This window comes from Streptomyces ferrugineus (assembly GCF_015160855.1).
In the GTDB taxonomy this organism is placed as follows: Bacteria; Actinomycetota; Actinomycetes; order Streptomycetales; family Streptomycetaceae; genus Streptomyces; species Streptomyces ferrugineus.
In genome coordinates, this window is the sequence record NZ_CP063373.1 from 8,382,627 (window position 1) to 8,408,307 (window position 25,681).

The window sequence follows — 25,681 nt, forward strand, 5'->3', positions numbered from 1 at the left end:
GCTGGATGGTTACGAACCGTCCGCATTCGACGTACCGAAATGCAATGTCGCTTCGTGTGCGGAACTGGTGCAGAACACCGTGATGAAGCATGAAGGAAAAGGAGAAACCCTATGGGGGGTAAGTTCATCTCCGCAGTGGCTCGCGGCGGAGCAGTGGCCCTTCTGAGCGTGGGTGCGGTAGGCGCTGCCGCACCGAACGTTTTCGCGGAGGGCTACGGCAACACGGTCCACAACTGTTACGGCATATACTGGAACACCGACTGGGACCAGCGCTGCTGGTCTGGGGGTGCCAGAAACGCGGGGCAGTACCAGTCGACTTCCGACTGCACGTTCGACGGTGACGAGACCCTCAACAGGTACCGCAGCATTGGCAGCACCACCAGCTACGACGGTGAAGACTGCATCTTCGAGGTCGTCGGCGTGGACACCGTCTTCCGTTAAGGGAAACGGCGCGATCTAATGTAGGGGCTCTGCTGCATAGCAGAGCCCCTACTTGGCACACAGGGACACGTAAATGAGCTTGCACCTGTCAAACATCCACCAGGGTTACGGCTCTGACGTCATCATCCGAAATCTCACCATTGACCTGAAACGGGGAGTTATAGGGCTACTGGGCCCCAACGGGGCTGGCAAGTCCACGCTTCTCCGAACAATGGCGACCATCATGCCGCCCAAGTCCGGAGAGATATCTCTCGACGGCACAGTCATTCGTGATGAACGAGCTGCACGCAGAGCACGCAATGAGATCGGCTACCTACCACAGAATTTCGGGTATGACCCCGGAATGAGAGTTATCGACTTCGTTCAATACGCGGCCTGGCTGCGTGGTGTTCCGCCGAGCGATTGGCGCGCTTCGTCTATGTCCGCACTGGAGAAAGTCGACCTCGTTGAGTCCGCCGCCACCAAGATGAAGAAATTGTCCGGCGGAATGCGTCAGCGGGCAGGGATCGCGTGGGCAATCGTTGGTAATCCGTCACTCATCCTCCTAGATGAGCCTACGGTCGGCTTGGATCCACGCCAACGCCTTCAGTTCCGAAAGATCATCACAAGCCTTAGGAACTCGACAGTTGTCCTGAGCACCCATCTGACTGATGACATCGACGCGATTTGCGACCGCGTAATTGTCCTGCATGGTGGCGAAGCGAAATTTGACGGGTCCGTGAGCGAGCTATCTGCAACTGCACGCGCTGATCTGCCCGGAAACTCAGACCTGGAGCGAGGGTACATGAGCCTCCTGCCGGCAGAGGAGCAGCGACTTTGAAGGCTTTTCTGCTCCACCTTCGCGCCTCCTACATTAAGTGGACACTTCTTGCGCTGGTCGTCCTCGACCTGGCCTTCCTCTTCCTGCGCACCAACTTCTGGATCGGAATCTGGCCAGAGACCGGTGCAGCTGCCCAGGTCCCTGCTTTCTTTCTCAGCATCCTTGCTTCCGGGGCGGCCGCCACTGCATCGGGATTCAGGGCAACCCGCAATCTTGAGGAGCAGTTCTCTGCTGCTTCGTTGTCGAAATCGCGAATCGAACTGCACCGGTTGGGCGCTCTCGTAGCGGTCTTCCTGGCCCCGTACCTCATCGGCCATGCCGTCGCTTTTGTTATGACGGCGCGCACTTTCCCTCCCGGAGCCGAATTGTGGTTCGGCTATGTTCTCATGGGAGCCTCCACGATCTTTCTGGCCGCGGGGTGGGGTTGGGCTATCGGAAAACTCCTTAGCCCGATCATGGCGGCGCTCTGCTCTGTCCTCAGCTGGATCATCGTGGTGTCGACCCTTGGCAGTTCCACGGATATGATCGTGACAAGCGGGCCTCCGTGGCGAATGGTGGATCTCACTTCAGTCTCGCTGCGCCTCCTGGTCGCCACTGCTTTCCTCTTCACAATTACATGGCTGCCGTCGCGAATCAATCGCACCAGCCTGCGAGAACCCAGCCTCGCCATCACGGCATGCGCGGTCGTAGCTGTGGGGGCGACCATCGTGAGCACCACGGCAGTTGTAGACCGCCAAGCCCCCACACGATTGCACTGCATTGATGGCGCGATCGAAATATGTTTGTGGCCCGAACACGAAAAGTACATCCCGATAGCCAAGTCGACAAACGAGAGAGTCGCATCACTGCCGTCCGGGTTCAAAGTTCCCAAACGTCTGTCCGAGTACGGGACTAAGAAAATTATCTCGAAAGGACCGACGGGCACCACCGTCGAGACAGGAGGTGACTTTGACATCTCCGAAGGAAGCCGATGGGCACTTGCTCTGGGTATAGCCGACGCTGTTACGGCAGAAACCTTCCAGAACTGCGACTGGAACAAGGTCAGGGAGAACGAAGATTACACTGCGGATGTAATCAACCACTGGATCGAGACTTACCTGGCTGGCGGCGGCAGTCCGGACTATAAAATCGGAGCCGGCGCACCACCCAAACTGCTGGAAGAATTCGAGGAAGCCTCCAGGGTCGCCAATACCCTGCCAGAAGAGAAGCAACTCAAATGGCTTGAAGGAAAAGTGAATCACATGAATCAGAACTACTGCGGATAGACTGCCCCAGAAGTGAAGAACTTTCCCATGCGGTCCTTCCTGGCTCTGCATAGAAGTCCAGGAATTATCGCCACAGCAATCGTGCTTGGAGTCCTCACAGCAGCCTTGGGAGGGAGGCAGGCACCACTTCCGACCGCTCTGTCAGACGCAAGCGCGCCGGTTCCCATGTGGAGGATCTTCGTCATGGGAATCGGAGTGCTGCCCGCGCTCGGCCTTCATAGCCAGCTGGCAGATCTCGAAAGCGTCGCCACCAAACAGTTTCACCGCGCACAATTTCTCTGCTTCGTGGCCACAGCATTTCTGTGCGCCGCACCGTACTTCCTCATCTCCGCTTTGACACTGACACCAAATGTACTGCTGATCATGGCTCGGTCCCTGCCTGGCTGGATCGGACTGGCGCTGCTGTCGGGAAGGATCTTTGGCTGGAGACTCTCGTGGGTGGCTCCGGCGGTGGTCGCCTGCGCCGTGACCTACTGGGGAGCATCAGGGGGAGCCGAGACCGAAACACCCTACGTGTGGTGGGAGTTCACCGCCAGATCTCCCGGTGACATGCCGAGCCTGTTCCTTGTCCTGGGGCTCCTGACACTCGGAGCATTCTCCCTGTGGCTCACCCCGTGGAGACAGAAGAGAATGCGCGAAGCGATTCTCCCGATGCCCGCCAGTCGCTGAGCTTCCGTGGCAGCGCGTTGGCGAAGACGAAGATGCCCGTTCGCGACTCCAGCCCGCCCAGCCACGTCATGCTGCCCCAAGAAGCAGCAACGAGTGAGCGTCGCGGATGCGGCTCAACCAAGCCCCTTGGACAGGCATCCAGTCCGCACACAGTCCGCAAGACACCCGCTCAAGACCGTCGCACTCCATCGCCACCCATCACCAAAAGGCCAGGTCAGCGCCCCACAGGAAAGTTCCCCGCAGGCCACCGACCCGGCCCATTACTAGGAGACCAAGAAGGCCTGATCCATGGCTAGGCCGTCTGACCCGCGGTTACGCGGGTCGCATCGCCTACCTGTCCGCACCCGGCCCGCAGGCCGCCGAGCACGGCGTCCATGACGGTCCGGGTGCGGTCTTCTTCGCCCGGCCACAAGTGCGCGCAGATCCGCCGCGTGATGACGGCGGAGGCGAAGAAGTGACGCAAGCCATGGGTCACCATGCGCGGCGGCTCAACCGGCTTGCGGGCCTCACGCCCGGCCGCCTCGTTCTCCGCTGCTTGGAGCGTCCTGCGGGCGCAGTTCCGTACGAATCGGGACGGTCGGCGAGCCCAGCGCGAACGCCGAAAGATCGAGGCCGAGTTCGGGCTGCGCCGCCCGAAGTCCGGCGACCTCACCGCCCCACGCACGCCGAGCAGGCGTACGCAACCTCGACGAGTTTTTCAGCTTGGCCGCGCCCGCAAGGCCATCACCTCGCTCCGCGCCACCGGAGCCGCCGAACTCGCCCGCCGCGCACGCGAAGCACCGGCCTAAGCTGCCGGCGCCAACGCGGTCCAACCGGTTGCCAGGCACGGCCCTTTCGCCACCGCCCGCTCATCCCAGCTGATAGGCATGTTCACGCCGCATCTGATGGCAGCCCCTCACGGAAACCGGCTGACCAGGCGCTCCGCGACCGGAAGCCGTTACTTGCCTGCGCGATTCAGCCATATTTGCACGCTGCAAGTTGATTCGTGTCTTCACTGACCAAGGATCATCCCGGCACTCCGTTCACGGCAGTCACACAAGGGATGCACAGTGCACACACGAGCACGAAGATCACTCATCTCGGTCCTGGCCCTGACCCTGATAGCCGTTGCAGGCGTCGTACCGGCCTGGGCGCTCCCCGACAGCCCTGCGGCCGCCCCGTCCACAGCTGTCCCGGCCAAGGTCCGGACGGCGGCCGACCTGCCCAAGCCGCCCAAGGCCATGACGCTGGCGGAGCGGCGCAAACAGGTGAAGCAGTCCCGGGACGACTCGTCACCGATGCGGGGCTACCTGGAACCTCCCGGCAGGGAGGCCGGGAAGCCGTCCGCCAAGCCACACAGTCGACCGAAGAAGCTCCCGAAGCGGGGCCCGGCGGCCGAGGTCTCCACCACCCAGTCGCCCTCCGCCAAGAGTGGGGCAACGACCCTGGCCGCAGCGGCGACGGCTGACCCGTCGTGGGTGACGGCCTACGCCACCGCGTACCCGGCCTACCTGTCGATCGGTGGCCAGTTGAAGTTCTCCTCGGGCACGGCCTCCTCGTACTCAGGCCTCTGGATGTATGTCCTGGACGAGGCGGGGAAGATCGTCTACGACCAGGAGGTCAGCAAGGCCACCGGCGACCCGTCCGGGAAGTTCCTGGAGAACGGCGCCTGGTGCTACGGCTGGTGGGCGAGCAACTCCTACCCGGCCGACCAGTGCTTCTGGTGGAGCACGAACCAGCTCGGCGGTCACCTCCAGGACGGCAAGAAGTACTACGCCTGGATCTTCCTCAAGGGCTCGGACGGCAGCTGGAGTTCGAACGGCACCACCTCTCCGCTGGTGGAGGCGTTCTACACGCCGGACATCCCTGGCGCCCAGGCCGGTATCTGCACCTGCTACGCGCAGGCCCACCGCGCCGACCCGGTCAACACGGCGACCGGCATGTTCTTCGAGCAGCTGACCGACGCCCAGACGGTCGGTGCAGGCAAGCAGGTGTCCCTGGAGCGAACCTACCGCTCCGACTCCACCACGGCCGGCCTGCTCGGGCGTGGCTGGGCAACGCCCTTCGACACCAAGCTGACGATCGCCACCGACAAGGTCACCTACCAGGCCGACGACGGAGCGAAGTTCGCCTTCACACAAGCCGGCGACGGCACGTACACCGCGCCGGCCGGATCGGCCGCCAGGCTCGTCAAGGGCACCAGCACCTACACCGTGACCACGCCCGATCACACCAAGCGCACGTTCAACAGCACCGGTCGGCTGACATCGGTCGTCGACGGCGCAGGACAGGGTCTGACGCTGACGTACGCGTCTGGCAAGCTGTCGTCCGTCAAGGACGCGGCCGGCCGCACGACCAGCTTCACCCTGAACGCAGACGGCCTGGTCACCAAGGTGAGCCTCCCGGACGCCACTTCGGTCTCCTACGCCTACACCGACGGGCTGCTGACCTCCGCCACCGACCCGGCGGGCAAGATCTCCACCTACGCCTACGACGCCGGCAAGCGGCTGTCCTCGTACACCGACCCAGCGGGCGGCAAGGTCAGCAACACTTACGACTCGTCCGGCAGGGTCACCTCCCAGACGGACCAGAACGGCAAGAAGACGACGTTCACATGGGATGGCAGCCGCGAGTCGCACATGACGGCCCCGGACGGCGGGGTGTGGACCGACGTCTACTCCGGCAACGTGCTGCTGGAGAGCATCGACCCGTACGGCAAGCGCGTCTCCTACAGCTACGACCGCTCTCTGCGCCCCGTCGAGATCACCGACCAGCGCGGCAACACCACGTCGATGACGTACGACAGTGCCGGTCGGATGCTCACGCGCAGCGCGCCGTCGTCGCTGGGCTACTCGGAGAGCTGGACCTACGACAGCGCGGGCAACATCCTCAGCCACACGGACGGCCGCGGCAACAAGACGTCGTACACCTACAACACGTCCAGCCGGCTGACGTCCACCACCGATCCCCTCGGCGGCAAGACGTCGTACACGTACACGGCACTCGGCGCCCTGGCGACCGTGACCACACCGCGCGGCAAGACCACGACGTACGGCTACGACACCGCGGGCAACCGGACTTCAGTCACCACCCCGCTCGGTGAGAAGACCACGTTCACCTACGACGGCGCAGGCCGCATCACCGCCAAGACCGACCCCCGCGGCAACGTCACCGGTGCCGACCCGGCCGCCTACACCACGAAGTACACCTACGACGGCCGCGGCCTGCTCACCACCGCCACCGATCCGCTGGGCCGCACCACCACCTACGGCTACAACGGCGCCGAGCAGCTGACGTCCGCGAAGAACCCGGCGGGCAACACCACCACCTTCGCGTACGACGACGCCGGCAACCTCACCAAGACCACCGATCCGGCGGGCAAGTCCGTCACCCGCACCTACGACGCGCTCGGCAACCTCGCGTCGGAGACCGATCCGCTGGGCAACAAGACGACCTACACCTACGACAAGGTCGGCCGCCTGCTGAGCTCGGTTTCCGCACGCGGCAACGTCACCGGTGCCGACCCGGCCGCCTACACGACGAGCTACGCCTACGACGCCGCGGGCAACCGCACCAAGGTCACCGGCCCCACCGGCGCGGCCGTCACCACCGAGTACGACGCCGTGAACCGACCGGTCAAGGTCACCGACCCGCTCGGCGACGCGACCAGCTACACCTACGACGCCGTCGACAACGCCACCAAGGTCACCGACGCCCTCAGCAAGAGCATCACGTCCGTCTACGACAAGAACAACAGACTGACCAGCACCACCAACCAACTCGGCAAGACCACCACCTACACCTACGACGCCGACGGCAACCTGCTCAGCCGCACCTCTCCCCTGGGCAACAAGGAGAGCTGGACCTACGACGGCGACGGCCGCAAGGCCACCGCAGTCGACCCGCGCGGCAACGCCACCGGCGCCGACCCCGCCCGGTACACCACCACGTACGCCTACGACGCGGCCGGCAACCTCACCTCCGTCACCGACCCGCTCGGCGGCGTGACCACCACCGCCTACGATGCGGTCGGCAACGTCACCAAGCGCACCGACGCCGACAAGCGCGTCTCCACCTACGGCTACGACAAGCTGGACCGACTCACCACGGTGACAGCCGCCGACGACGGAAAGACGACCTACGACTACGACTCGGCCGGGAACGTCGCCAAGCGCACCGACGCCAACAACCACACCACGTCGTACGCCTACGACGCGGCCCGCCGCCTGACCGCGATCACCGACCCGCTCAACCGCGTGACCTCATACGCGTACGACGCCGAGGGCAAGCTGACCAAGAAGACCAGCCCGCGCGGCTCGACCAGCTACGCCTTCGACCCGCGCGGCCTGCTCACCAAGGTCGACTACTCGGACGCCACGCCCGACGCGACCTTCGCCTACGACGCCGCCGGGCAGATGACCTCGCGCGCCAATTCGAAGATCTCGGAGGACTTCGTCTACGACGGGGTCGGCAACCTCACCAAGACCCGCGGCTTCTCCTACACCTACGACGCCGCCGGGCAGATGCTCACCCGCAAGTACTCCGACGGCAACACCATCCGTTACGCCTACGACAACGACGGCCGCACCTCATCCATGACCGCCGACGGGGTCACCACCAACTACACCTGGGATGCTGCAGGCAACCTGACCCGGTCCGCACTGCCCAACACTGAAACCGAGGACCGCGCCTACGATCGAGCCGGACGCCTGACAGCGGTCACCTCGTCCAAGTCGGGCACCACCGTCACCAAGACGGCGCTGACCCTGTCCGCCGCCGGGCTGCCCACCCACGTCGACGTCACCCGCGCCAGTGTCGGCACCGGCGGCTACGACCTGACGTACGACGCGGCGGGCCGTCTCATCTCCGGCTGCTTCCCGCAGCCCTGGGTCACCGGCTGCGCATCCAGCCGCACCACCTCCTACACCTACGACAAGGTCGGCAACCGCCTGACCTCGACACTGGGCACGACATCCACCAGCTACACCTACGACGCCGCCGACCAGCTCACCTCAACCACCACCGGCACCACGACCACCGCCTACGACTACGACAGCGAGGGCAACCAGACCAAGGCAGGCGCCGACGCATACACCTACGACCTGGCCGGACAGATCTCCGCCGCCACCGTCGCAGGCGCCAACTACACCTACGACCACGACGCCAGCGGAAACCAGGTCACCACCAGCAAGGACGGCACGGTCACCAACCGCACCCAGTGGGACCCCAACGCCCCCCTGCCGATGCTGGCCACCGAATACGACAGCGCCTGGGCGATCAAGCAGTCCTACCGCTACGACCCGCTGGACCAGCCCACCGCGACGAAAACCGGTTCGGGCGCGCTCTTCTACTACCACCACGACACCCAGGGCTCGCCCGTCGACGTCACCAACGGCACCGGCACGCTGTACCAGCGCTGGGCCTACGACCCGTTCGGCACCCGCGTGCTGAACATCACCACCAGCGGCGCCCCCGCCGGCACCCCGTCCTACATCGGCGCCCGCTACGAGACCACCACCGGCAACCTCGACCTGCACGCCCGCCAGTACAACACCGCTACCGGCCGCTTCAACCGCCCCGACCCCGCCACAAGGAGCCTCACCACCCCATACGTCTCGGCGTACGCCTACGCCGACAACCAGCCCACCCACCTCACGGACCCCAGCGGTCTGGCGCCCGGCAACCCCGACGACGAGCACGTCGAGAGCTTCGGCCAAGTACTCGGCATTTTCGGTGACGCCTTCGTCGACGTCTTCAAGTCACCGTTCGTGTTCCTCGGAGACGTACACGATGCGTTCACGGGAGAGAACGGCGGCGCCGGAGCCTTCGTCGACAAGTACCTTCCCGTCCGCCCGGCCTACCGGCTCTACCGTGCCGAGTACCTGCTGCGGCAGCAGGGGTGCGACGCACTGGCGGACCTGTACGCCGACGCCGCCGAGGAACTGACCGAGCAGATTGTCCTCGTGGGGGTCGGCGGCCTCACAGGGTGGCGGCGAGCCGCCGTTTTCCCTGAGAGCACCACGATCAAGGTCGGGAACCTGCGCTTCGGTCCAGGTGGCGGGGGAGTGACACTCGGGTACGGAGGCATCCCCTACAAGACGCCCATCACCGCTCAGCTCAAGGCACTGGTGAACCCACAAGGCGGCGGGACGAACTGCCGTGCCTGCGCTGTGGCAGTTGACCGCCTGCTCGCTGATGGGTCTCCGTCTTCGGCTCCCGGAGCACTCAAGGAAGGCCCCACGGCGCCTATCGAGGCGTTGTACGGCGGAAGAAGTTTCAAGAAGTCGACGCTCTCCGGCATCGTGCACGAGATCAAGTCCTCGGGAGACGGCGCCAGAGGTATCGTCATGGGCCAGAAAGGCAGGCAGGCGCATGTCTTCAACGTCGTCAACGTCAAGGGGGATGTCGTGTTCCTGGACGGCCAGACGGGGCACGCTGATCTCTCGACGTGGCGAAACTTCTCCCTCCTGAGGACGGACTGATGCTGGACATGGAACAGGCGACCAGGCTCGCCCAGGAGTTCCTCGACAGGGAGGTGAGCCATGAAGGCATGACCTTCGCGCTGGTCGAGGGGGAGCGTGCCCAGGTTGAGGGCAAGTTCTACTTCGACTGCCAGTCGGTCGCCTACCTTCGCAGCGGAGACTTCCGGGACATGGCGGTCGGCACGGGATATGTGTGTGTCGACGGAGAGACCGGGAAGTGCCACATGCTGGGAGCGGTGGAGTCCGCCCAGCTCGACCTGTTCTGACACCGACCTATGGCCCGCGACGATCACCCCGCGGGCCATAGGGCTGGACATGACGAACTGACCAAGAGGGCCTGACCCCGCCTCATCCACCGTGACCGGCGAGCGGTGCACCCGCGCCGGGCCGCTCAGCGACGGCAGACCACGATGCCGGCCCTGCACCTGACCTCGAACACCCCGTGCCGCGCGATGTGTTCGTCGAGGATGGCGCGCGCCCGCTCGACGGTCGCGGCGAAGGGCACGTCGTACTGGTCCGCCCAGGCCCGGTACGAGGCCAGGTACGCGATGACCGGACCGGGGTCGTGGACCGCGACGGTGCCGGACAGGTCGATCGTCTCCACCCGGCCGAACTCCTCCCCCAGCAGGGAGGGCGCCTGCTCCAGGTCGAAACGGGCACTGAGCGGGACACGGGCCGGCCCGCGCCCGACGCCGAGCACATCACCCGCTGCCCGCCGCCACAGATCGTGGAGCTCGGCCTTGTCCCGGGCGCTGTTGGTGGAGGCGATCACCAGCCCGTCAGGGCTCAGTACTCGTGACAGCTCCCTGACGGCGTGCGGAATGTCGGGAACGTGGTAGAGCATGTGCATCGCCAGGGCGGCGTCCACGCTCCCCGTGGCCAGTGGCAGCCGGCCGGCTTCCGCCACGGCCACCGGCCCGGGCACGCCGGCGAGGATGCCGGGCGAGATGTCCAGGCCGAGCAGATCCAGGTCGGGCCGGTCCTGACGGAGCCGCCGAATGAACTTCCCGTTGCCGCAGCCGACATCGACCACTCGCCCCCGCCCCCGCACACCGCGCAACCGCTCCGCGACCATGCCCGGCAGGTCGTAACGGGGCGTCTGCCACTGGTAGAGCGCCTGACGCGCGGCCAGGTCCCGGTCACTGCGGTAGGCACTCCCGGCAAGGCGGTCCCGGTCGGTGACAGCGGCGTCGTGCGCGGCGGCGGGGAATTCGGTCACGGCGGCAGCTCCGGAGAGTTGTGGGGGGGAGGGTGAGGCCGTTACGCGCGGTCCGGGCGCGGCGGCGGGTGGGGAGGCCAGGGCCCGAGGGCGGGCAGCCCCTGCGCCGCCGCCGGCACAACCGTGGGTGTGCGCCCGGCCAGCCAGGCCGCCAGGTCGCGCACCCGTCCGGTGACCTCCGCGCCCGGGCCGTCGTCGACGGACCACTGCCGGGGCACGTCCTCGGCGCGTACGCGCGTGCCCGCCGGGAGCCGGCAGAGGAGGAAGTCGATGGTGTGCGCGGCCAGTTCCTCGGGCCAGTCGTCCGGACGGACGCCGAGGTCCAGGTCGACCATGTGGATCCACGCCTCACGCAGCCGCGCCCAGACCGTCGCGGCGAGGTCCGCGTTGCGGAACGTGACCGGCCGGGTCCAGTCCGCTTCGCCGGCGCGTGCCCACAGCGCCTCCAAGTGGGCCGTGTGTCCGGCGAGTTCGGCACGGTGCTCGGCGGCGCTGCGGCCGGCCGTGGCCTCGATGATCGCGTTGCGCTCGGCCATGCCGCCGTCGTAGCCCGCCACGAGCTCTCCGCGCAGGGCGTGCTCCGCGAGACGGGCGAACATCCTCGCGTTGTCGGTGAGATGCGCGAGCACGTGGCCGCGCGACCAGCCCGGAAGGGCGGAGGCCTCGGCGACCTGCTGGTCGTCCAGTCCGGCGACGAGCCTTTCCAGCGCCCGGTGGGCTTCGATCACTGCCGCGACGGGAGGTCGCATACGTCGTCGCCCTACGAGGCGAGGGTCGGGGCGGCAGCGCTCGGGGCCAGGGCAGCGAGTTCCCTCAGGGGCTCACCGCTCAGCCGGCACACCGTCCACTCGTCCAGGAACTCCGTTCCGAGCGACTTGTAGAAGTCGATCGCCGGCTCGTTCCAGGCAAGGACCCACCACTCGAAGCGCTCGTAGCCGTTGCGCAGGCAGGTCGCGGCGAGCGAGGCGAGCAGGGCCTTGCCGTGGCCCCCGCCTCGGGCGTGCGGCCGTACGTAGAGGTCCTCCAGGTGCATGCCGCGCGTGCCGGTCCAGGTCGAGAAGCGCGGGAACCACAAGGCGAAGCCCACGACGTCGCCCGAGTCGTCGTCCTCGGCGATCAGCGCGAAGGCGGCGGGGTGCCCGCCGAACAGCGCGGCGCGGAGTTGCTCCTCGCTGGCCCGGGCCTGCTCGACGGCCCGTTCGTACTCCGCGAGTTCGCGGATCAGAGAGCGGATCTCAGCGACGTCGTCCACCGTGGCAGCCCGAATCATGCAGAAGATCATGGTTCACCGGGCCGAACCGTGTCCATCCAATTCCGGCCTCGGTGGAACGGCACCCGGGCCATCCCGCATAAACCCTGAAAGGGTCAATTCGGCCTACCTGACCGGCTCAAGGTTCCCCGAATTCCCGGTGATTGTGTTCACGCGCTGAGCGGTGGCCGTAGCTCGTCCCCGTCCCGTAAGTTTTGGCACGTCCACCGTCTCGACCCGTCCGGTCGAGGCGGTTTTCGTTGTGCGCCGCGTCTCGCGGCTGAGTGGGAGAGCGCTCGGTTGAACTCAGCCTTGATACGCCCGAATTCTCGTTGGCTGAGAGGCGTGCCGCTGCGGCTCATCCCCCTGCTGTGGACGCTCGCCCTCGGTCTGTGGGGGCTGTCCCGGCAGCACAGCGTGTGGCGGGACGAGGCGGCGACCTGGCAGGTGGCGCGGCGGTCGGCCGGGGAGATCTGGCTCATGCTGGGGCAGGTCGACGCCGTGCACGGGCTCTACTACCTGCTGATGCACGGGGTCTTCCAGTGCTTCGGGGCCGGTACGACCACCTTGCGGCTGCCGTCCGTGCTGGCCATGGCCGTGGCGGCGGTCTGTGTGACCGAGATCGGTCGCCGGCTGGCGGGGGGCTGGGCGGGTCTCGCCGGTGGGATGGTGTTCGGGCTGCTGCCGGCCGTGCAGTTCTATCTCCAGGAGGGGCGGCCGTACGCGCTGGTCGCCGCGGGGGCCGGCATCTCGACGCTGCTGCTGGTGACCGCGCTGGAGGGGCGTGGCCGAACCGTGCACTGGGTCGCCTACGGGGGCACGGTCGCGGTGTGCGGGCTGCTGAACTGGCTGTCGCTGCTGATCCTGCCCGCACATCTGGCGACGCTGCTCTGGACCAGGGCCGCCGGGCGGCGGACGGGGATGCGCTGGGCGGTGGCCGCCGCGGGCGCCGTGGCCGCCGTACTGCCGTTGATCCTCTTCAGCCGGAGCCAGGCCGAACAGGTCTCCTGGATTCCGCCGTTGACCTGGCACATGCTCATCGGGCCGGCGGTCCTGCTGGCGCTCGGCGGTCTCGGCGCCCTGCTGGACCGGCCGTGCGCGGGGCGGCTGTCGGTCGCGGCCGTCGGCCTGCCGCTGCTGGCGGTGCCGCAGCTGGGCCTGCTCGGGCTGTCCCTCGTCCGGCCGCTCTTCCTGGACCGCTACGTCCTGTTCAGCATGCTGGGGCTGGCCCTGCTGATCGGCACCGCGCTGGGGTCGGCGGTACGCGCGGCCAGGCCCCGTTTCCCGAGGGCGTCGGCGTGGCTGGTCCCGGTCCTGGTCGCCGCGGCGGTCGTGGCGCTGCTGCCGCAGTCGCTGGCCAAGCGCGCTCCGGAGAGCCGGGTGGACGACGTCCTGGCCGTCGCGGCGGACGTACGGCGGCTGAAGGAGACCGGGGACGCGGTGGTGTTCATACCGGCCGCCCGGCGCGACACCGCCCTGGTCTGCCCCGGCGACTTCGCCGGGCTGCGGGACGTCGCACTGGCGAAGAGCCCCGTGGCGTCGGGGACGCTGAAGGGCGAGGAGGCGGATCCGGCCCGGATACGCTCCGCGATGCTCGCACAGCGGCGGATACTGCTGGTCACCGATGTGCCGGCGGTGGCCCGGGCGGTGACCGCGGAGCGGGACAAGGCGAAGACCGCCGTACTGAAGGAGCACTTCAGGGTCGCGTCGGACCTCCAGGTCCGCGGGCGGCGGGTGACGGTGTACGAGCGGGTCGGGCCGGCGGAGGAGACCTGAGCCGGCGGGCCTCCTCCGGTTCACGGCGCGGTCAGTGGAACCGCGGCACGATCAGATGGATCCCGTACGCCACCACCGCCGCGCAGGCCAGGAAGCACAGCGCGGCCTGGGCCAGGCCGAGCGAGGACGTACCGCCGCCCTGCGTACGCGCCCCTTCGTAGCGGGCCAGGCCCAGCACGCCGAGGGCGAAGACGGCGACCACGGCCACCGTCACGGCGAGGCTCACCGCGGTGACCTGGCCGAGTGCGGTCCAGTCGAGGCTCATGGATGGAACTCCCCTTGGTTCGGAAATCGTTGTCCCGACGGCCGTTGGCTCAGGCCGCCGTGTCGACCCGCGCCGGCTCCGCGCCGCGGATCGCGACCGCGTGGGCGTCGTTGACGTTGTGCGCGGACACCGGGTTGCGGCGGGAGACAAGCGCGATGCCGCCGGCGACGGCGGCGCCGGTCAGCGCGACCACGGCCGTACCGAGGTCGCCGCCGTGGGTGACCACGCTCGCGGAGACGCCGCCGACCAGCGCGGCGGCGGGCAGTGTGATCAGCCAGGCCACGACCATGCGACCGGCCACGCCCCAGCGGACCTCCGCGAGACGGCGGCCGAGGCCGGCGCCGAGGATGCTGCCGGAGGCGACCTGGGTGGTGGACAGGGCGAAGCCCAGGTGGGCCGAGGTGAGGATGACCGTCGTGGAGGCGGTCTCGGCGGCGAAGCCCTGCGGGGACTGGATCTCCGTCAGGCCCTTGCCCATGGTGCGGATGATGCGCCAGCCGCCGACGTAGGTGCCGAGGCCGATGGCCAGGCCGGCGGCGGCGATCACCCACAGCGGCGGGCCGGCGTCGTGGCCGAGCGCGCCCGCCGAGATCAGGGTCAGGGTGATGACGCCCATCGTCTTCTGCGCGTCGTTGGTGCCGTGGGCCAGGGAGACCAGCGAGGCCGAGGCGACCTGACCGATTTGGAAGCCCTTGGTGACGGACTCTGTGCGGGCGCGAGAGGTGAGCCGGTACGCCAGGTACGTGGCCAGCAGCGCCGCGACGCCCGCGACCACCGGCGAGGCCACCGCCGGGATCAGCACCTTCTCGACCACCTTGTCGAAGTGCACGCCGTGCGCCCCCGCACCGACCCAGACAGCCCCGATCAGCCCGCCGAACAGCGCGTGCGACGAACTGGAGGGCAGCCCCACCAGCCAGGTGAGCAGATTCCACAGGATCGCCCCCACGAGCCCCGCGAAGATCATGCCCGGCGTGACGAGTGCGTCGGCCACGATGCCACCGGAGATCGTCTTGGCGACCTCGGTGGACAGGAAGGCGCCGACGACGTTCAGTACGCCGCTGATCAGCACCGCCGTCCTCGGTTTGAGCGCCCCCGTGGCGATGGAGGTGGCCATCGCGTTCGCCGTGTCGTGGAATCCGTTGGTGAAGTCGAAGGCGAGGGCCGTCACGATGACGACCGCCACCAGGAACGTGATGTGGTCCATTCCCCAATGCAAACAAAGGCGGGCCAATGCGGGGCGAACTGACGGCAAAGCACGTCCCAGGAGCCGGCGCGCGGTTGGCAAGGAGCTTGCAAAGCGGTCTTACGATCACTCCATGAGCATCCGCTGGACCTACGCGTTCATCGACCGTCCCGCCGGGTCCTTCGCCCGGGCCCACGCCTTCTGGAGCGCGGTGACGGACACCGAGCTGTCCGAGTTCCGGGGCGAGCGGAGGGAGTTCGTGACGCTGGTGCCGCGCGACGGGGCGCACGCCTGTCTGAAGGCGCAGGGGGTCGGCTCGGGCCCGGGCGGGGCGCATGCCGACTTCGCCGTGGACGACGTACCGGAGTTCGTGGAGGCGGCGCTGGAGCGCGGTGCCGGCCTCGCCGCCGGGCACCAGGGGTGGGCCGTACTGCGCTCTCCCGCCGGGCAGTTGTTCTGTGCGGTGCCCTGGCACGGGGAGTCGGTGCGGCCGCCCGTGGTGCGCGGCAGCCGTCTCGACCAGGTCTGTGTGGACGTACCGCCGTCGCTGTACGACGCCGAGGTCGCCTTCTGGAGCGGGCTGTTGGAGGGGTGGGCGTCGGCGCCCGGCTCCCTGCCCGAGTTCCATGTGCTGAGGCCGCCGGCCGGGCTGCCGGTGCGCGTCCTGCTCCAGCGGCTCGGCGAGGAGCGGCCCACCACCGCCCATCTCGACCTCGCCTGCGCGGACATCCCGGCGACCCGTGCCCGGCACGAGGAACTGGGCGCGGCCTTCGTCTCGCGGGGCGCCCACTGGACGGTGATGCGCGATCCGGCGGGCGGCACCTACTGTCTGACCGGCCGCGACCCGGAGACGGGCGGACTGGCCGCTAGCGCGTCCTGAAGAAGCAGAGCACCTCACCGTTCCCGTCGGGCGTGGGGCACGCCGACCGCCACCCCTGCGGCAGGGACGGCGTAGGGCTGGTGTTCTCCCATCGGTACGGCCCCGGCGGCTCGGCCGAGTCCCGCAACCACAGCGTCGCCGCACCCGCGACGGCCACGAGAATCACCCACACCGCCACGGCCCACCGCCATGACCGGCGCCCCCGCCTCACTTCCACGCCTGGACGTCCACCACCGCGCCCACCGGAATCGGCCCGTACACATGCGGGAACTCCTCTCCCCCGGGCTCGGGCGCCTCGTACCTCAGCGGCACGTCCAGCCGCTCCGGGTCCACGACCAGCACCACCAGCTCGTCGGGGCCGTCGTAGGAGCCGTACACGAAGGCCGCCACGGGCGGGAGCTGGTCGCGGGTCGAGCAGTGGATGAAGCCCTCCTCCTCCAGCGTGCGGCCGCGGGTCGACATCTCGTACGTGCCGCGCTCGCGGGCCGCGTCCCACAGGGAGCGCTCGGTGATGTGGAGGATGTACGTGTGTTCGAACATGGGGCGAGGCTACGGCCCCAGCCGTGCCGCCCGCGCGCGCAAATAGCGCTGCTCGGGCAGGCTCAGCGTCTTGTCGGCGGCGGCCTCGTAGGCGGCGCGGGCCTCGTCGCGGGCGCCGGCCCGCTCCAGGAGATGCCCGCGGACCGCGTCCAGACGGTGCCCGGCACCCAACTCGTCCTCCAGCGCCGCCAGTTCGGCCAGCCCTGCCCGGGGACCCTGGACCATGGCGACGGCGACCGCGCGGTTGAGGCGCTCGACGGGGCCGGGGACGAGGCGTAGGAGGACGTCGTAGAGGCCGAGGATCTCCCGCCAGTCGGTCTCCTGCGCGGACGGGGCCTCGTCGTGCACGGCGGCGATGGCGGCGCGCAGCTGGTAGGGGCCGGCCGGACCCCGGGAGAGGGCCTTGGTCACCAGGGCAACGCCCTCGTCGATCGCGGCCTTGTCCCAGCGGTCGCGGTCCTGTTCGTCGAGGGGGACCAGCTCGCCGTGCGGTCCGGTGCGCGCCTCGCGGCGGGCGTCGGTGAGCAGCATCAGCGCGAGCAGCCCTGCCACCTCGCCGTGGTCGGGGAGGAGGCGGTGGACCTCGCGGGTCAGCCGGATCGCCTCGCCGGCGAGCTCCCGCCGCTGGAGGCTGGCACCCGAGGTCGCCGTATAGCCCTCGTTGAAGATCAGGTACAGGGTCTGCAGGACCGCGGGCAGTCGGTCCTCCCAGTTGTCGGGGCGCCCGAAGCGCACGCCGCGGACCTTCTGCTTGGCCCGGCTGATGCGCTGGGCCATCGTCGCCTCCGGAACCAGGTGCGCCCGGGCGATCTCCGCCGTGGTCAGACCGCCGACGGCACGCAGGGTGAGGGCGATCTGGGCGAGCGCGGACAGGTTCGGATGGCAGCTCAGGAAGAGCAGGGTGAGGGTGTCGTCCTCGCGGGGCGCACGGTCGGCGCCCGGTGGCGGTGCCGTGAAGGCGTCCCGTGGCGCGAGCGCCGCGACCTTCTCCTCCCGGGCCCGCCGCGCCTCCTCCGCGCGCAGGGCGTCCGTCAGCTTGCGCGCGCCGACCCTGATCAGCCAGCCGCGCGGGTTGTCCGGGACGCCGGTGCGCGGCCACTGCTCGGCCGCCGCGAGCAGTGCCTCCTGTACGGCGTCCTCGGCGCTGTCGAAGTGGCCGTACCGCCGCACCAGCGCGCCGAGGACCTGCGGCGCGTGGCGGCGCAGCAGGTCCTCGGTCTCGGGCGTGACGCGCATGTCGGTCCGTACGGCTCAGACGTCCCCGCCGCCGTCCGGGATGGGCCGGATCACCACCGGGTACACCGGCGCCCCGGCGGGCTGGGGGCACTGAAGGACGCGCTCGGCGATCTCCGTGACCCGCTCCAGGCTCGCGCAGTCCAGCACCCAGTAGCCGGCCAGCAGCTCCTTGGTCTCGCTGTACGGCCCGTCGGTGATCACCGCCTTGCCGTCGTCGCCCAGGGTGACGTGCCGGGTCTTCGCGGGCTCGGCCAGCCCCTGCGCGTCGACCATCTCGCCGCTCTCGGCGAGGTCGTTGTTGAGGTCGCCCATGAAGGCGAACATCGCCTGGACGTCCTCCTGGCTCCAGGCCACGGAGTTCTCGGACCCCTTGCCCTGCATCGCCTCGTAGTCCGCCTGCGAGCCCTGCACCATGACCAGGTACTTCATCAGTCCGCTCCTTCTGCTTGTGTCGGCTCGGGCCGCCCTCGGTGGGCGACTCTCACAGGGGACGTCGGAGCCGGGAAGGGCTTCTCGACATGGTGCTCAGGAATTCTTCGCCGTGGAGGTGTCGGGTTTCGCGGCGGGGGTGCCGGGCCGCTCGTGCTTCACCTCGTGCTCGGCGCCCTCTTCGGCGTACGCCTCGCAGTCGGGGTTCTTGCACGGGCCGCCCACCCAGGTGGGGACCCAGGCGCCCAGCGTCTTGTGGCGCTTGACGACCGTGTCGACGGGCTGTCCGCAGACGGGACAGACGTGCTCTTCGCTGTCCATGTCCTCAGAGTAGGGCGGGAGACCGCTCAGCGCTTCCTGCTGTACGTGCGAACCACGACGCCGTTGTCGAAGGCGCGGACCTCGTCGAGGGTGAACTCCGTGAGGGCGAAGTCCGAGCCGAACATCGGCATGCCCGTGCCGAACACGATGGGGTAGGACTTGATGACGAGCTCGTCGATCTCGTCGAGCAGTTCGCCCGCGATCTGCGAGCCTCCGCACAGGTAGATGCCCAAGTCGCCGTCCTCGGCCTTGAGTTCGCGCACCTTGGCGACCAGGTCGTCGCCGATGATCTCGACGTTCGGGTCGGGCGACTCCTTCAGGGAGCGCGAGGCGACGTACTCGCGCAGATGGGCGTACGGGCTGGTGATGCCCTCCTTCAGGGCCACGTCGTAGCTGCCGCGGCCCTGGATGATCGTGTCGAACTTGCCGTTCGGGACGTCGTCGGTGCCGATGGCCCGGCGGACATGGGTCGGATTGGTCTCCGGGTACTCGGTGGTGAGGTACTCGAAGACGTCCCCGACGGCGAACCGGTACATGGACGAGCCATCGCCCTCCGGGTCCCCGATGAAGCCGTCGAGCGAGCAGGCGATGAAGTAGGTGAGCTTTCGCAAGCCGGTCTCTTTTCGTAGGGTGTCGGACAACCACTCCGGTTGTAGTGCTTCAGTTGTAGTACTTCGCTTGTAGTGGTTGCAAGCGAATTTCGGGACCAGGTGAAAGTGGGAGAGGGGATTCCGTATGGCGGGCAATCCGGAGCGGCGGGCCGCCCTCGTCGACGCGGGCGTCGAGGTGCTCGCCCGGGAGGGGGCGCGCGGGCTGACGTTCCGCGCGGTGGACGCCGAGGCGGGGGTGCCGGTGGGCACCGCCTCCAACTACTTCACCGGGCGCGACGACCTGCTCCGCCAGATCGACGCCCGGCTGCATGTGCGACTGGCGCCGGATCCGGAGGTGCTCGCCGAGCTGCTGACCCGGCCGAAGGACCGCGCGCTGGTCACCGCCTTCATGCACGACCTGATGGCCCGCGCCACCCGCGACCGCACGGGCTATCTGGCCCTGCTGGAGATGCGACTGGAGGCCAACCGGCGCCCCGAACTGCGCGACTCCTTCACCAAGTCGGTGCGCGGCGACCTGGAGGAGGCGATGGAGTTCCATCGCGACGCCGGGCTGCCGGGCGGCGCCGACGTCGTCACCGTGCTCTATCTCGCGATGCTCGGGCTGCTCCTGGAGCATCTGACCCTGCCGGACGTGCTGGACGGCGTCCTGCCCGGGGTGAGCGTGCCGGACGGGCTGGTGGAGCGGGTCGCGGCGACGATCGTGCCCGAGCGGTAGCAGGAGGGCGGCGGGTGCCGGCCGCGGTCCGGCGGCGCTTCACGGCTCCGCGGCGGAGCCGCACACCAGTGCAGCCGGCGGAGCGCTCAGCGGCGCGGTTCGCGCCACATCGGCCACATCCGGGGGCCGTCCGGGAGGTCCAGGGGACGGCCCTCCAGCGCGAAGCCGAGGCGCTCGTACAGGTGCCGGCTGCGGGCGCTGCTCGCCTCCAGGTAGGCGGCCACGCCCCGCTCGTCGCAGCGGTCGAGGACCGAGGTGATCAGCGCGGTGCCGAGCCCTTCGCCCTGCCGCTCGGGTGTGGTGCCGATCATCCACAGGTACTCGTGGGTCCGGCCCTCCGGGTGGATGGCGGCCGTCAGCCGGCCGATCTGCTCGACGCGCTCGTTGTCCGGGTCGACGGCCTCGCGCAGCCGGGCGGGCCCCTCGTCGTCGTCCTGGCCGTGTGCCTCGGCCGGCATGGACAGCCACAGCGCGCACGCCGTGCCGTCCTCGGTGACATCGATACGGCCCTGGTCGAGCACGATGTCGGTGAACGCCGCCATCAGCCGGGGGTGGGCGCTGCGGCGGTGCTCCGTACCCGGGAACACCCAGCCGCTGACCGGATCGTCCTGGAAGGCCGTGTCCAGCAGCCGGACCACCAGGTCCCGGTCCTCGTAGCCCGCCGTCCGGATCGCGACGCCCATGGTGTGTACCCGCCCCTTCGTGTCAACCGGCCTTGATCGTAGGGCGAATGGCACGGGTGTGCGGTCCGTGGGGCCAAGTTGTCGGGATCCGGCCGGTACGCGGACCGGTACGCACAGGGACGGGCCCCGCACACCGTGGGGATGTGCGGGACCCGCCGTTCCGGAGCCGCTCACCGGCCGTACGGGGTCAGGAACCGTACGGCCCCGGTCGCTCCGGAGTCCGGGACGGCCGTCGAGGCCCTCCTCAGTTGCTGCGCCGGGTCACGAACTCCGCCAGGGCCAGCAGCCCGCCCGCGTCCTCCGGGTCCGGCACCGCGCGGGCCAGCTCCTGCATGGCGCGGGCCATCCGGTCGGCGGCCTGGGCCTGCGCCCAGTCCCGGCCACCCGCCCGCTCGACGGCGAGCGCGGTGCGCTGCAGGTCCTCCTTGTCGTACGGCAGCTCGTACAGTGCGGCCAGCTCCGCCGCCGCCGGGCCGCCCGAGGTCAGCGCGGCGACGACCGGCAGGGACTTCTTGCGGGCGGCGAGGTCCGCGCCGGCCGGCTTGCCGGTGCGGCTCGGGTCGCCCCATATGCCGATCACGTCGTCGATGAGCTGGAAGGCGAGCCCGGCCTCCCGGCCGAACGCGTCCAGCGCCGCCACGTCCTCCTCCGCCGCGCCCGCGTACAGCGCGCCCAGGGCGCAGGCGCACCCCAGCAGCGCGCCCGTCTTGGCCTCGGCCATGGCGAGCACCTCGTCGAGGCCGACCTCGCCCGGACCCCGCTTCTCCAGCGCCGTGTCCGCGTGCTGACCGGCGCACAGCTCGACGACACAGTCCGCGAGCCGGGCCGCGGCGGGCGTGGACGCCGGGTGCGGGTCCTGGGCGAGCAGCCGCAGGGCCAGCGCCTGGAGGGCGTCCCCGGCGAGGATCGCGTCGGCCTCGCCGAACACCGTCCAAGCGGTGGCCCGGTGCCTGCGGGTGGTGTCCTGGTCCATCACGTCGTCGTGCAACAGCGTGAAGTTGTGGACCAGTTCCACCGCGACCGCCGCCGCCATCGCCGCCGCCCGCGCCCTCGGCCCACCCAGCGCGCCGGCCGCCGTGAGGACGAGGGCGGGGCGGATCGCCTTGCCCGCGTTGCCCGCCGCCGGGGTGCCGTCCGGGTGCACCCAGCCGAAGTGGTAGAGCGCGACCCGGCGCATCGACGGCGGCAACGACTCGATGGCGGCGCGCAGTTCCGGGTCCACCGACATCCGGGCGCGCTCCAGGATCACCGCCGCCTCGGGACCGTCGAGCGGACCCGGCATGCCGTCCCTGTCGGTCGCGATGGGCCTTCGCCTTTCGAGCGTCTCGGTGGACGGCCGCGCCCCGGCGGGGCGTTGCTGCGTCTCCGTCATGAACTCACCCATGGCATCGCCTCGGAGAGTCGGCGGACAGTGGCACTTCCGCTGCGGGTGGGCGCCTACCCGGTGGGTCTACCCACGGCGACGGCACGGGACACGACGCACCGGCGGCGAGCGTTCGCGGCAGGGTCACCGCCAGCGCCCGATCTCGACGTTCTCCAGCACACCGAGGGCGTCCGGCACCAGCACCGCGGCCGAGTAGTACGCCGTCACCAGGTACTTGATGATGGCCTGTTCGTTGATGCCCATGAAACGGCAGGACAGGCTCGGCTCGATCTCGTCCGGGATGCCCGACTGCTGCAGCCCGATGACGCCCTGCTCCGCCTCGCCCGTACGCATGGCGATGATCGAGGTCGTACGGGCCTCGGTGACCGGGATCTTGTTGCACGGGAAGATCGGCACCCCGCGCCAGGTGGGGATGCGGTTGCCGGCCATCTCGATGGTCTCGGGGACCAGTCCGCGCTTGTTCAGCTCACGCCCGAACGCCGAGATCGCGCGCGGGTGGGCGAGGAACAGCTTGGTGCCGCGCCGGCGGCTCAGCAGCTCGTCCATGTCGTCGGGGCTGGGCACGCCGTCGTGCGGCTGGAGCCGCTGGTCGTACTCGCAGTTGTTGAGCAGCCCGAACTCGCGGTTGTTGATGAGCTCGTTCTCCTGGCGCTCCTTCAGGGCCTCCACGGTCAGCCGGAGCTGCTGCTCGGTCTGGTTCATCGGCTGGTTGTACAGGTCGGCCACGCGCGTGTGGATGCGCAGCACGGTCTGGGCGATGCTCAGTTCGTACTCGCGGGGGCGGGCCTCGTAGTCGACGAAGGTGTGCGGGATGTCCGGCTCGCCGCTGTGGCCGGCCGCGAGGTCGACCGCCTTCTCGCCGTATTTGTTGGTGCGCTGCTCGGGGATCGCCCGCAGCCGCTCGATGTGCTCGCGCAGCGAGTCCGCGCGCTCAGCGACCTGCTCGACGTCCTGACGGGGCAGGACGAGCACCGTGCAGGCGGTGACCGCGCGGGCCGTGTACTCCCAGATGGCGTCGGAGTCGAGCAGCGCCTGCTCGCCGAGGTAGGCGCCGTCGGCGAGGACGCCGAGGGACTCGTCCTCCCCGTAGGGGCCGGTGCCGAGCTTCTCCACCCTGCCGTGCGCCAGCAGGAGGACCTCGTCGGTCTGGCTGCCGAACGAGGCGATCACGGCGCCCGCCGGGAACTCGCGCTGCTGGCAGCGCCGGGCGAGCTCCGAGAGCACTTCCTCGTCCTCGTACGACCGCAGCGCCGGGAGTTCGGTGAGCTCGTGCGGGATGACCTCGACGCGGTCGCCGGTCTTCACGAACGTGATGCGGCCGTCTCCGACGGCGTAGGTCAGACGCCGGTTCACCCGGTATGTGCCGCCCTGTACGTTCACCCAAGGCAGCATGCGAAGCAGCCAGCGGGAACTGATCTCCTGCATCTGCGGCGCGGACTTGGTCGTGGTAGCCAGGTTCCGCGCGGCCGAGGTGCCGAGACTCTGCTGCGGCTTGCCCTGCTCCGTGCGGACCTCTTCGCCTACCGACATAAGGAATTGCCCTCCCGGTCGTACACCGGCACCGATCTGGCGCCACGCATCGCGATCTGCACCACCGAGCTTTCCATCACGGAGCGTGCCGGTGCTATTACACGAAAGAGCGGGAATGGATCACGCCGAGCTGGGCAAATAGAGGGCTCTTGTCCACGGGCGCGTGCGGCGGAGCACGGGTAAAGCACGGGTACGAGGCGGCCGCGCACGGCGGCCGGCGCACGGTGTGAAGGGGGCGGCCATGGCCACACCCATGTCCGCGAGCAGATTCCTGCAGAGACTCAAGGCGGAGGGCGCGAGGGTCGTCGAGGTGGGCGACTGGGAGCACCACAACCGCAACCACGTGGGGCCGTGGGGCCCGGTGCACGGCGTGATGATCCACCACACGGTCACCAAGGGCAGCGCGCACACGGTGGAGTTGTGCCGCAAAGGCTATGCGGGGCTGCCCGGTCCGCTGTGCCACGGCGTCATCACCAAGGACGGCAGGGTCCACCTCGTCGGCTACGGCCGCGCCAACCATGCCGGGCTCGGCGACGACGACGTCCTGCGCGCGGTCATCGCGGAGCGGGCCCTGCCGGCCGACAACGAGGCCAACACCGACGGCAACCGGCATTTCTACGGCTTCGAGTGCGAGAACCTGGGCGACGGGAGGGATCCGTGGCCGGAGGTCCAGCTGGAGGCGATCGAGCGGGTCTCGGCGGCGGTCTGCCGGCATCACGGCTGGACGGAGCGGTCGGTGATCGGGCATCTGGAGTGGCAGCCGGGGAAGGTGGATCCGCGCGGGTTCACCATGGCCTGGATGCGGGGGCGGATTCGGGAGCGGTTGCGGTAGGGCGGAGGCCTCGGGTGGGTGGGGGTTCGCGTTGATGCCTGCGGCGCCTGTGCGGGTTCGGTGGGGGTGCGCGTAGCGCCTGCGGGTGTTTTGTGGGTCGGGGCCGTGGCGGGGGTGTCCGTCCTCGGACCGGCGGCTGGGGTTGGGCAGGGTGCTGAGCGTTTCTTGACGCCGGCCACTGCGGGCGGACACCCCCCGCCACGTCCCCTTCCCGCCGTACGCGGCTGCGGGTCCTTGGGGCCCCTGGTCACCGAGTGACAATGGCCTTGTGTCCAGCACCGATCTTTCCGCTCTCCGGCCCCGGCTTCCCTCGCCCTTGGAGGAGCTGGTGGACGAGCGGTTCGGGCGGTGTGGGGTTCGGGTGGTGCTCAAGCGGGACGATCTGATCCATCCGGAGTTGGTCGGCAACAAGTGGCGCAAGCTGGCGCCGAATCTTGCGGCCGCGGATGGTCGTACCGTCGTCACCTTCGGGGGCGCCTACTCCAACCATCTGCGTGCCACGGCTGCTGCGGGGCGGCTGCTCGGGCTGTCCACGGTGGGGGTGGTGCGCGGGCAGGAGCTGGCCGATCTGCCGCTCAACGCGTCGCTGGCGCGGTGTGTGGCCGACGGCATGCGGCTGCATTTCGTCGACAGGTCGACGTATCGGCGGAAGGGTGAGCCGGAGGTGTTGGCGGGCATTCTGGGTGCGGCGGGGGCTGAAGGGGCCTATGTCGTGCCGGAGGGTGGGAGCAATGGCCTTGCCGTACGGGGGTGCCGGGCGCTCGGTGGGGAGTTGCGTGGGCGGGCCGACGTGGTGGGGGTTGCCTGCGGTACGGGTGGGACGTTGGCGGGGCTCGCTGCCGGGCTGGGGGTCGGGCAGCGGGCGCTGGGGGTGCCCGTGCTCAAGGGGGGCTTTCTGGCCGATGAGGTGCGGGGCTTGCAGAGCGCGGCGTTCGGGGGGCCTCGGGGGGACTGGTGGCTGGACGAGCGGTTCCATTTCGGGGGGTACGCCCGTACCGCGCCCGAACTCGACGCCTTTGCCGCGGACTTCGAGGAGCGGCATGGGGTACGGGTCGAACGTCTCTATGTCGCCAAGTTGCTGTATGGGCTTCTCGCACTGACGGAGGAAGGGGCCTTCCCGCGTGGGACGGTGCTCGCGGCGGTCGTCACCGGGGCTCCGTTCGACGGCTGAG

At 69.1% G+C, this 25,681-nt stretch carries 25 protein-coding genes and 1 pseudogene; 12 read left to right on the forward strand and 14 right to left on the reverse strand.

Translation table 11 applies throughout. The features are described from left to right. Nucleotides 1-111 precede the first annotated feature (111 nt). The 4 genes from IM697_RS37250 (at nucleotide 112) to IM697_RS37265 (ending at nucleotide 3,195) form a co-directional block, all read left to right on the forward strand. On the forward strand, nucleotides 112-441 hold the full coding sequence (locus IM697_RS37250; protein WP_194040808.1) for a hypothetical protein: 330 nt from the start codon (nucleotides 112-114) through the stop codon (nucleotides 439-441). A gap of 73 nt (nucleotides 442-514) precedes the next feature. Next, nucleotides 515-1,261, forward strand: coding sequence for an ATP-binding cassette domain-containing protein (locus IM697_RS37255; RefSeq protein WP_194040810.1), 747 nt, complete (start codon nucleotides 515-517; stop codon nucleotides 1,259-1,261). After that, the gene (locus IM697_RS37260; RefSeq protein WP_194040813.1) at nucleotides 1,258-2,526 is read left to right on the forward strand and encodes a hypothetical protein; all 1,269 of its coding nucleotides are present in this window, start codon (nucleotides 1,258-1,260) and stop codon (nucleotides 2,524-2,526) included. Before IM697_RS37255 ends, IM697_RS37260 begins: the two co-directional genes overlap by 4 nt. 183 nt (nucleotides 2,527-2,709) lie before the next feature. Further along, the gene (locus IM697_RS37265) at nucleotides 2,710-3,195 is read left to right on the forward strand and encodes a hypothetical protein (protein WP_194040815.1); all 486 of its coding nucleotides are present in this window, start codon (nucleotides 2,710-2,712) and stop codon (nucleotides 3,193-3,195) included. Between the two features lie 292 nt (nucleotides 3,196-3,487). Here the strand turns inward: IM697_RS37265 and IM697_RS45790 are convergent. After that, nucleotides 3,488-3,754 (reverse strand): annotated as a pseudogene (locus IM697_RS45790) (tyrosine-type recombinase/integrase); the annotation flags it as partial. Between IM697_RS45790 and IM697_RS37270 the strand changes: the two are divergent. From IM697_RS37270 to IM697_RS37280, 3 genes are all read left to right on the forward strand, one after another. After that, nucleotides 3,672-3,983, forward strand: a complete 312-nt coding sequence (locus tag IM697_RS37270) for a hypothetical protein (RefSeq protein WP_194050156.1) — start codon at nucleotides 3,672-3,674, stop codon at nucleotides 3,981-3,983. The pseudogene IM697_RS45790 and the gene IM697_RS37270 sit on opposite strands and share 83 nt — an antisense overlap. Before the next feature lie 432 nt (nucleotides 3,984-4,415). Continuing rightward, on the forward strand, nucleotides 4,416-9,656 hold the full coding sequence (locus IM697_RS37275) for a DUF6531 domain-containing protein (protein WP_194050033.1): 5,241 nt from the start codon (nucleotides 4,416-4,418) through the stop codon (nucleotides 9,654-9,656). After that, on the forward strand, nucleotides 9,656-9,922 hold the full coding sequence (locus tag IM697_RS37280) for a YrhB domain-containing protein (protein WP_194040817.1): 267 nt from the start codon (nucleotides 9,656-9,658) through the stop codon (nucleotides 9,920-9,922). The genes IM697_RS37275 and IM697_RS37280 overlap by 1 nt, the downstream gene beginning before the upstream one ends. 125 nt (nucleotides 9,923-10,047) lie before the next feature. Here the strand turns inward: IM697_RS37280 and IM697_RS37285 are convergent, their stop codons facing one another. Genes IM697_RS37285 through IM697_RS37295 form a run of 3 tightly spaced genes read right to left on the reverse strand, consistent with a single transcriptional unit; the run spans nucleotide 10,048 to nucleotide 12,145 of the window. Next, nucleotides 10,048-10,875, reverse strand: coding sequence for a class I SAM-dependent methyltransferase (locus tag IM697_RS37285; protein ID WP_194040819.1), 828 nt, complete (start codon nucleotides 10,873-10,875; stop codon nucleotides 10,048-10,050). Between the two features lie 41 nt (nucleotides 10,876-10,916). Then, nucleotides 10,917-11,603 (reverse strand): maleylpyruvate isomerase family mycothiol-dependent enzyme, encoded by a 687-nt coding sequence (locus IM697_RS37290; RefSeq protein ID WP_228044315.1) that lies wholly within the window; start codon nucleotides 11,601-11,603, stop codon nucleotides 10,917-10,919. 32 nt (nucleotides 11,604-11,635) lie between these two features. Then, nucleotides 11,636-12,145, reverse strand: a complete 510-nt coding sequence (locus IM697_RS37295) for a GNAT family N-acetyltransferase (RefSeq protein WP_194040823.1) — start codon at nucleotides 12,143-12,145, stop codon at nucleotides 11,636-11,638. 315 nt (nucleotides 12,146-12,460) lie between these two features. Between IM697_RS37295 and IM697_RS37300 the strand changes: the two genes are divergently transcribed. Continuing rightward, nucleotides 12,461-13,900, forward strand: coding sequence for a glycosyltransferase family 39 protein (locus IM697_RS37300; RefSeq protein ID WP_322734583.1), 1,440 nt, complete (start codon nucleotides 12,461-12,463; stop codon nucleotides 13,898-13,900). A 31-nt stretch (nucleotides 13,901-13,931) separates the two neighbouring features. Here the strand turns inward: IM697_RS37300 and IM697_RS37305 are convergent, their stop codons facing one another. Together IM697_RS37305 and IM697_RS37310 are read right to left on the reverse strand one after the other, a co-directional pair. After that, nucleotides 13,932-14,165, reverse strand: a complete 234-nt coding sequence (locus IM697_RS37305; protein WP_194040825.1) for a hypothetical protein — start codon at nucleotides 14,163-14,165, stop codon at nucleotides 13,932-13,934. 49 nt (nucleotides 14,166-14,214) lie between these two features. Next, nucleotides 14,215-15,369 (reverse strand): inorganic phosphate transporter, encoded by a 1,155-nt coding sequence (locus IM697_RS37310; RefSeq protein WP_194040827.1) that lies wholly within the window; start codon nucleotides 15,367-15,369, stop codon nucleotides 14,215-14,217. Between the two features lie 112 nt (nucleotides 15,370-15,481). On the opposite strand from IM697_RS37310, the gene IM697_RS37315 reads away from it, so the two are divergent. Next, nucleotides 15,482-16,228: a VOC family protein gene (locus IM697_RS37315; RefSeq protein WP_194040829.1), complete on the forward strand. Its 747-nt coding sequence runs from the start codon at nucleotides 15,482-15,484 to the stop codon at nucleotides 16,226-16,228. A 207-nt stretch (nucleotides 16,229-16,435) separates the two neighbouring features. Here the strand turns inward: IM697_RS37315 and IM697_RS45210 are convergent, their stop codons facing one another. The 5 genes from IM697_RS45210 to IM697_RS37335 form a co-directional block, all read right to left on the reverse strand. Beyond that, entirely contained in the window at nucleotides 16,436-16,768 is a 333-nt protein-coding gene (locus IM697_RS45210; protein ID WP_228044317.1) for a DUF952 domain-containing protein, read from the reverse strand. A gap of 9 nt (nucleotides 16,769-16,777) precedes the next feature. After that, nucleotides 16,778-18,004, reverse strand: coding sequence for an RNA polymerase sigma factor (locus IM697_RS37320; protein WP_228044318.1), 1,227 nt, complete (start codon nucleotides 18,002-18,004; stop codon nucleotides 16,778-16,780). Nucleotides 18,005-18,019: 15 nt separating this feature from the next. Then, a complete protein-coding gene (locus IM697_RS37325) occupies nucleotides 18,020-18,433 on the reverse strand; it encodes a YciI family protein (RefSeq protein ID WP_194040831.1) in 414 nt (137 codons plus the stop codon). Between the two features lie 96 nt (nucleotides 18,434-18,529). Beyond that, complete coding sequence (locus tag IM697_RS37330) at nucleotides 18,530-18,754, reverse strand: hypothetical protein (RefSeq protein ID WP_194050157.1); 225 nt, start codon at nucleotides 18,752-18,754, stop codon at nucleotides 18,530-18,532. 26 nt (nucleotides 18,755-18,780) lie between these two features. Then, entirely contained in the window at nucleotides 18,781-19,365 is a 585-nt protein-coding gene (locus IM697_RS37335) for a dihydrofolate reductase family protein (RefSeq protein ID WP_194040833.1), read from the reverse strand. 124 nt (nucleotides 19,366-19,489) lie between these two features. Between IM697_RS37335 and IM697_RS37340 the strand changes: the two genes are divergently transcribed. Next, complete coding sequence (locus IM697_RS37340) at nucleotides 19,490-20,080, forward strand: TetR/AcrR family transcriptional regulator (protein ID WP_194040835.1); 591 nt, start codon at nucleotides 19,490-19,492, stop codon at nucleotides 20,078-20,080. Nucleotides 20,081-20,166: 86 nt separating this feature from the next. On the opposite strand, the gene IM697_RS37345 is transcribed toward IM697_RS37340, so the two are convergent. From IM697_RS37345 to IM697_RS37355, 3 genes are all read right to left on the reverse strand, one after another. Then, nucleotides 20,167-20,763, reverse strand: a complete 597-nt coding sequence (locus IM697_RS37345) for a GNAT family N-acetyltransferase (protein ID WP_194040837.1) — start codon at nucleotides 20,761-20,763, stop codon at nucleotides 20,167-20,169. 244 nt (nucleotides 20,764-21,007) lie between these two features. Beyond that, nucleotides 21,008-22,135, reverse strand: a complete 1,128-nt coding sequence (locus IM697_RS37350) for a family 2 encapsulin nanocompartment cargo protein polyprenyl transferase (RefSeq protein ID WP_228044319.1) — start codon at nucleotides 22,133-22,135, stop codon at nucleotides 21,008-21,010. A gap of 135 nt (nucleotides 22,136-22,270) precedes the next feature. Continuing rightward, nucleotides 22,271-23,677 carry a family 2B encapsulin nanocompartment shell protein gene (locus tag IM697_RS37355; protein ID WP_194040841.1) on the reverse strand — a complete coding sequence of 469 codons (1,407 nt, stop codon included), beginning with the start codon at nucleotides 23,675-23,677 and terminating at the stop codon, nucleotides 22,271-22,273. A gap of 241 nt (nucleotides 23,678-23,918) precedes the next feature. On the opposite strand from IM697_RS37355, the gene IM697_RS37360 reads away from it, so the two are divergent. Together IM697_RS37360 and IM697_RS37365 are read left to right on the forward strand one after the other, a co-directional pair. Next, nucleotides 23,919-24,509, forward strand: coding sequence for an N-acetylmuramoyl-L-alanine amidase (locus IM697_RS37360; RefSeq protein ID WP_194040843.1), 591 nt, complete (start codon nucleotides 23,919-23,921; stop codon nucleotides 24,507-24,509). Nucleotides 24,510-24,777: 268 nt separating this feature from the next. Next, nucleotides 24,778-25,680 (forward strand): 1-aminocyclopropane-1-carboxylate deaminase/D-cysteine desulfhydrase, encoded by a 903-nt coding sequence (locus IM697_RS37365; protein ID WP_194040845.1) that lies wholly within the window; start codon nucleotides 24,778-24,780, stop codon nucleotides 25,678-25,680. Nucleotide 25,681: the final 1 nt, after the last annotated feature.

Bases quoted from the DNA above. Each gene is read 5' to 3' on its own strand.
- IM697_RS37340 (WP_194040835.1), top strand. From the start codon at position 19,490: ATGGCGGGCAATCCGGAGCGGCGGGCCGCCCTCGTCGACGCGGGCGTC.
- IM697_RS37325 (WP_194040831.1), bottom strand. From the start codon at position 18,433: ATGAAGTACCTGGTCATGGTGCAGGGCTCGCAGGCGGACTACGAGGCG.
- IM697_RS37315 (WP_194040829.1), top strand. From the start codon at position 15,482: ATGAGCATCCGCTGGACCTACGCGTTCATCGACCGTCCCGCCGGGTCC.
- IM697_RS37310 (WP_194040827.1), bottom strand. From the start codon at position 15,369: ATGGACCACATCACGTTCCTGGTGGCGGTCGTCATCGTGACGGCCCTC.
- IM697_RS45210 (WP_228044317.1), bottom strand. From the start codon at position 16,768: ATGTTCGAACACACGTACATCCTCCACATCACCGAGCGCTCCCTGTGG.
- IM697_RS37320 (WP_228044318.1), bottom strand. From the start codon at position 18,004: ATGCGCGTCACGCCCGAGACCGAGGACCTGCTGCGCCGCCACGCGCCG.
- IM697_RS37270 (WP_194050156.1), top strand. From the start codon at position 3,672: ATGCGCGGCGGCTCAACCGGCTTGCGGGCCTCACGCCCGGCCGCCTCG.
- IM697_RS37350 (WP_228044319.1), bottom strand. From the start codon at position 22,135: ATGACGGAGACGCAGCAACGCCCCGCCGGGGCGCGGCCGTCCACCGAG.
- IM697_RS37355 (WP_194040841.1), bottom strand. From the start codon at position 23,677: ATGTCGGTAGGCGAAGAGGTCCGCACGGAGCAGGGCAAGCCGCAGCAG.
- IM697_RS37280 (WP_194040817.1), top strand. From the start codon at position 9,656: ATGCTGGACATGGAACAGGCGACCAGGCTCGCCCAGGAGTTCCTCGAC.
- IM697_RS37295 (WP_194040823.1), bottom strand. From the start codon at position 12,145: ATGATTCGGGCTGCCACGGTGGACGACGTCGCTGAGATCCGCTCTCTG.
- IM697_RS37305 (WP_194040825.1), bottom strand. From the start codon at position 14,165: ATGAGCCTCGACTGGACCGCACTCGGCCAGGTCACCGCGGTGAGCCTC.
- IM697_RS37345 (WP_194040837.1), bottom strand. From the start codon at position 20,763: ATGGGCGTCGCGATCCGGACGGCGGGCTACGAGGACCGGGACCTGGTG.
- IM697_RS37255 (WP_194040810.1), top strand. From the start codon at position 515: ATGAGCTTGCACCTGTCAAACATCCACCAGGGTTACGGCTCTGACGTC.
- IM697_RS37265 (WP_194040815.1), top strand. From the start codon at position 2,710: ATGGGAATCGGAGTGCTGCCCGCGCTCGGCCTTCATAGCCAGCTGGCA.
- IM697_RS37250 (WP_194040808.1), top strand. From the start codon at position 112: ATGGGGGGTAAGTTCATCTCCGCAGTGGCTCGCGGCGGAGCAGTGGCC.
- IM697_RS37360 (WP_194040843.1), top strand. From the start codon at position 23,919: ATGGCCACACCCATGTCCGCGAGCAGATTCCTGCAGAGACTCAAGGCG.
- IM697_RS37275 (WP_194050033.1), top strand. From the start codon at position 4,416: ATGACGCTGGCGGAGCGGCGCAAACAGGTGAAGCAGTCCCGGGACGAC.
- IM697_RS37330 (WP_194050157.1), bottom strand. From the start codon at position 18,754: ATGGACAGCGAAGAGCACGTCTGTCCCGTCTGCGGACAGCCCGTCGAC.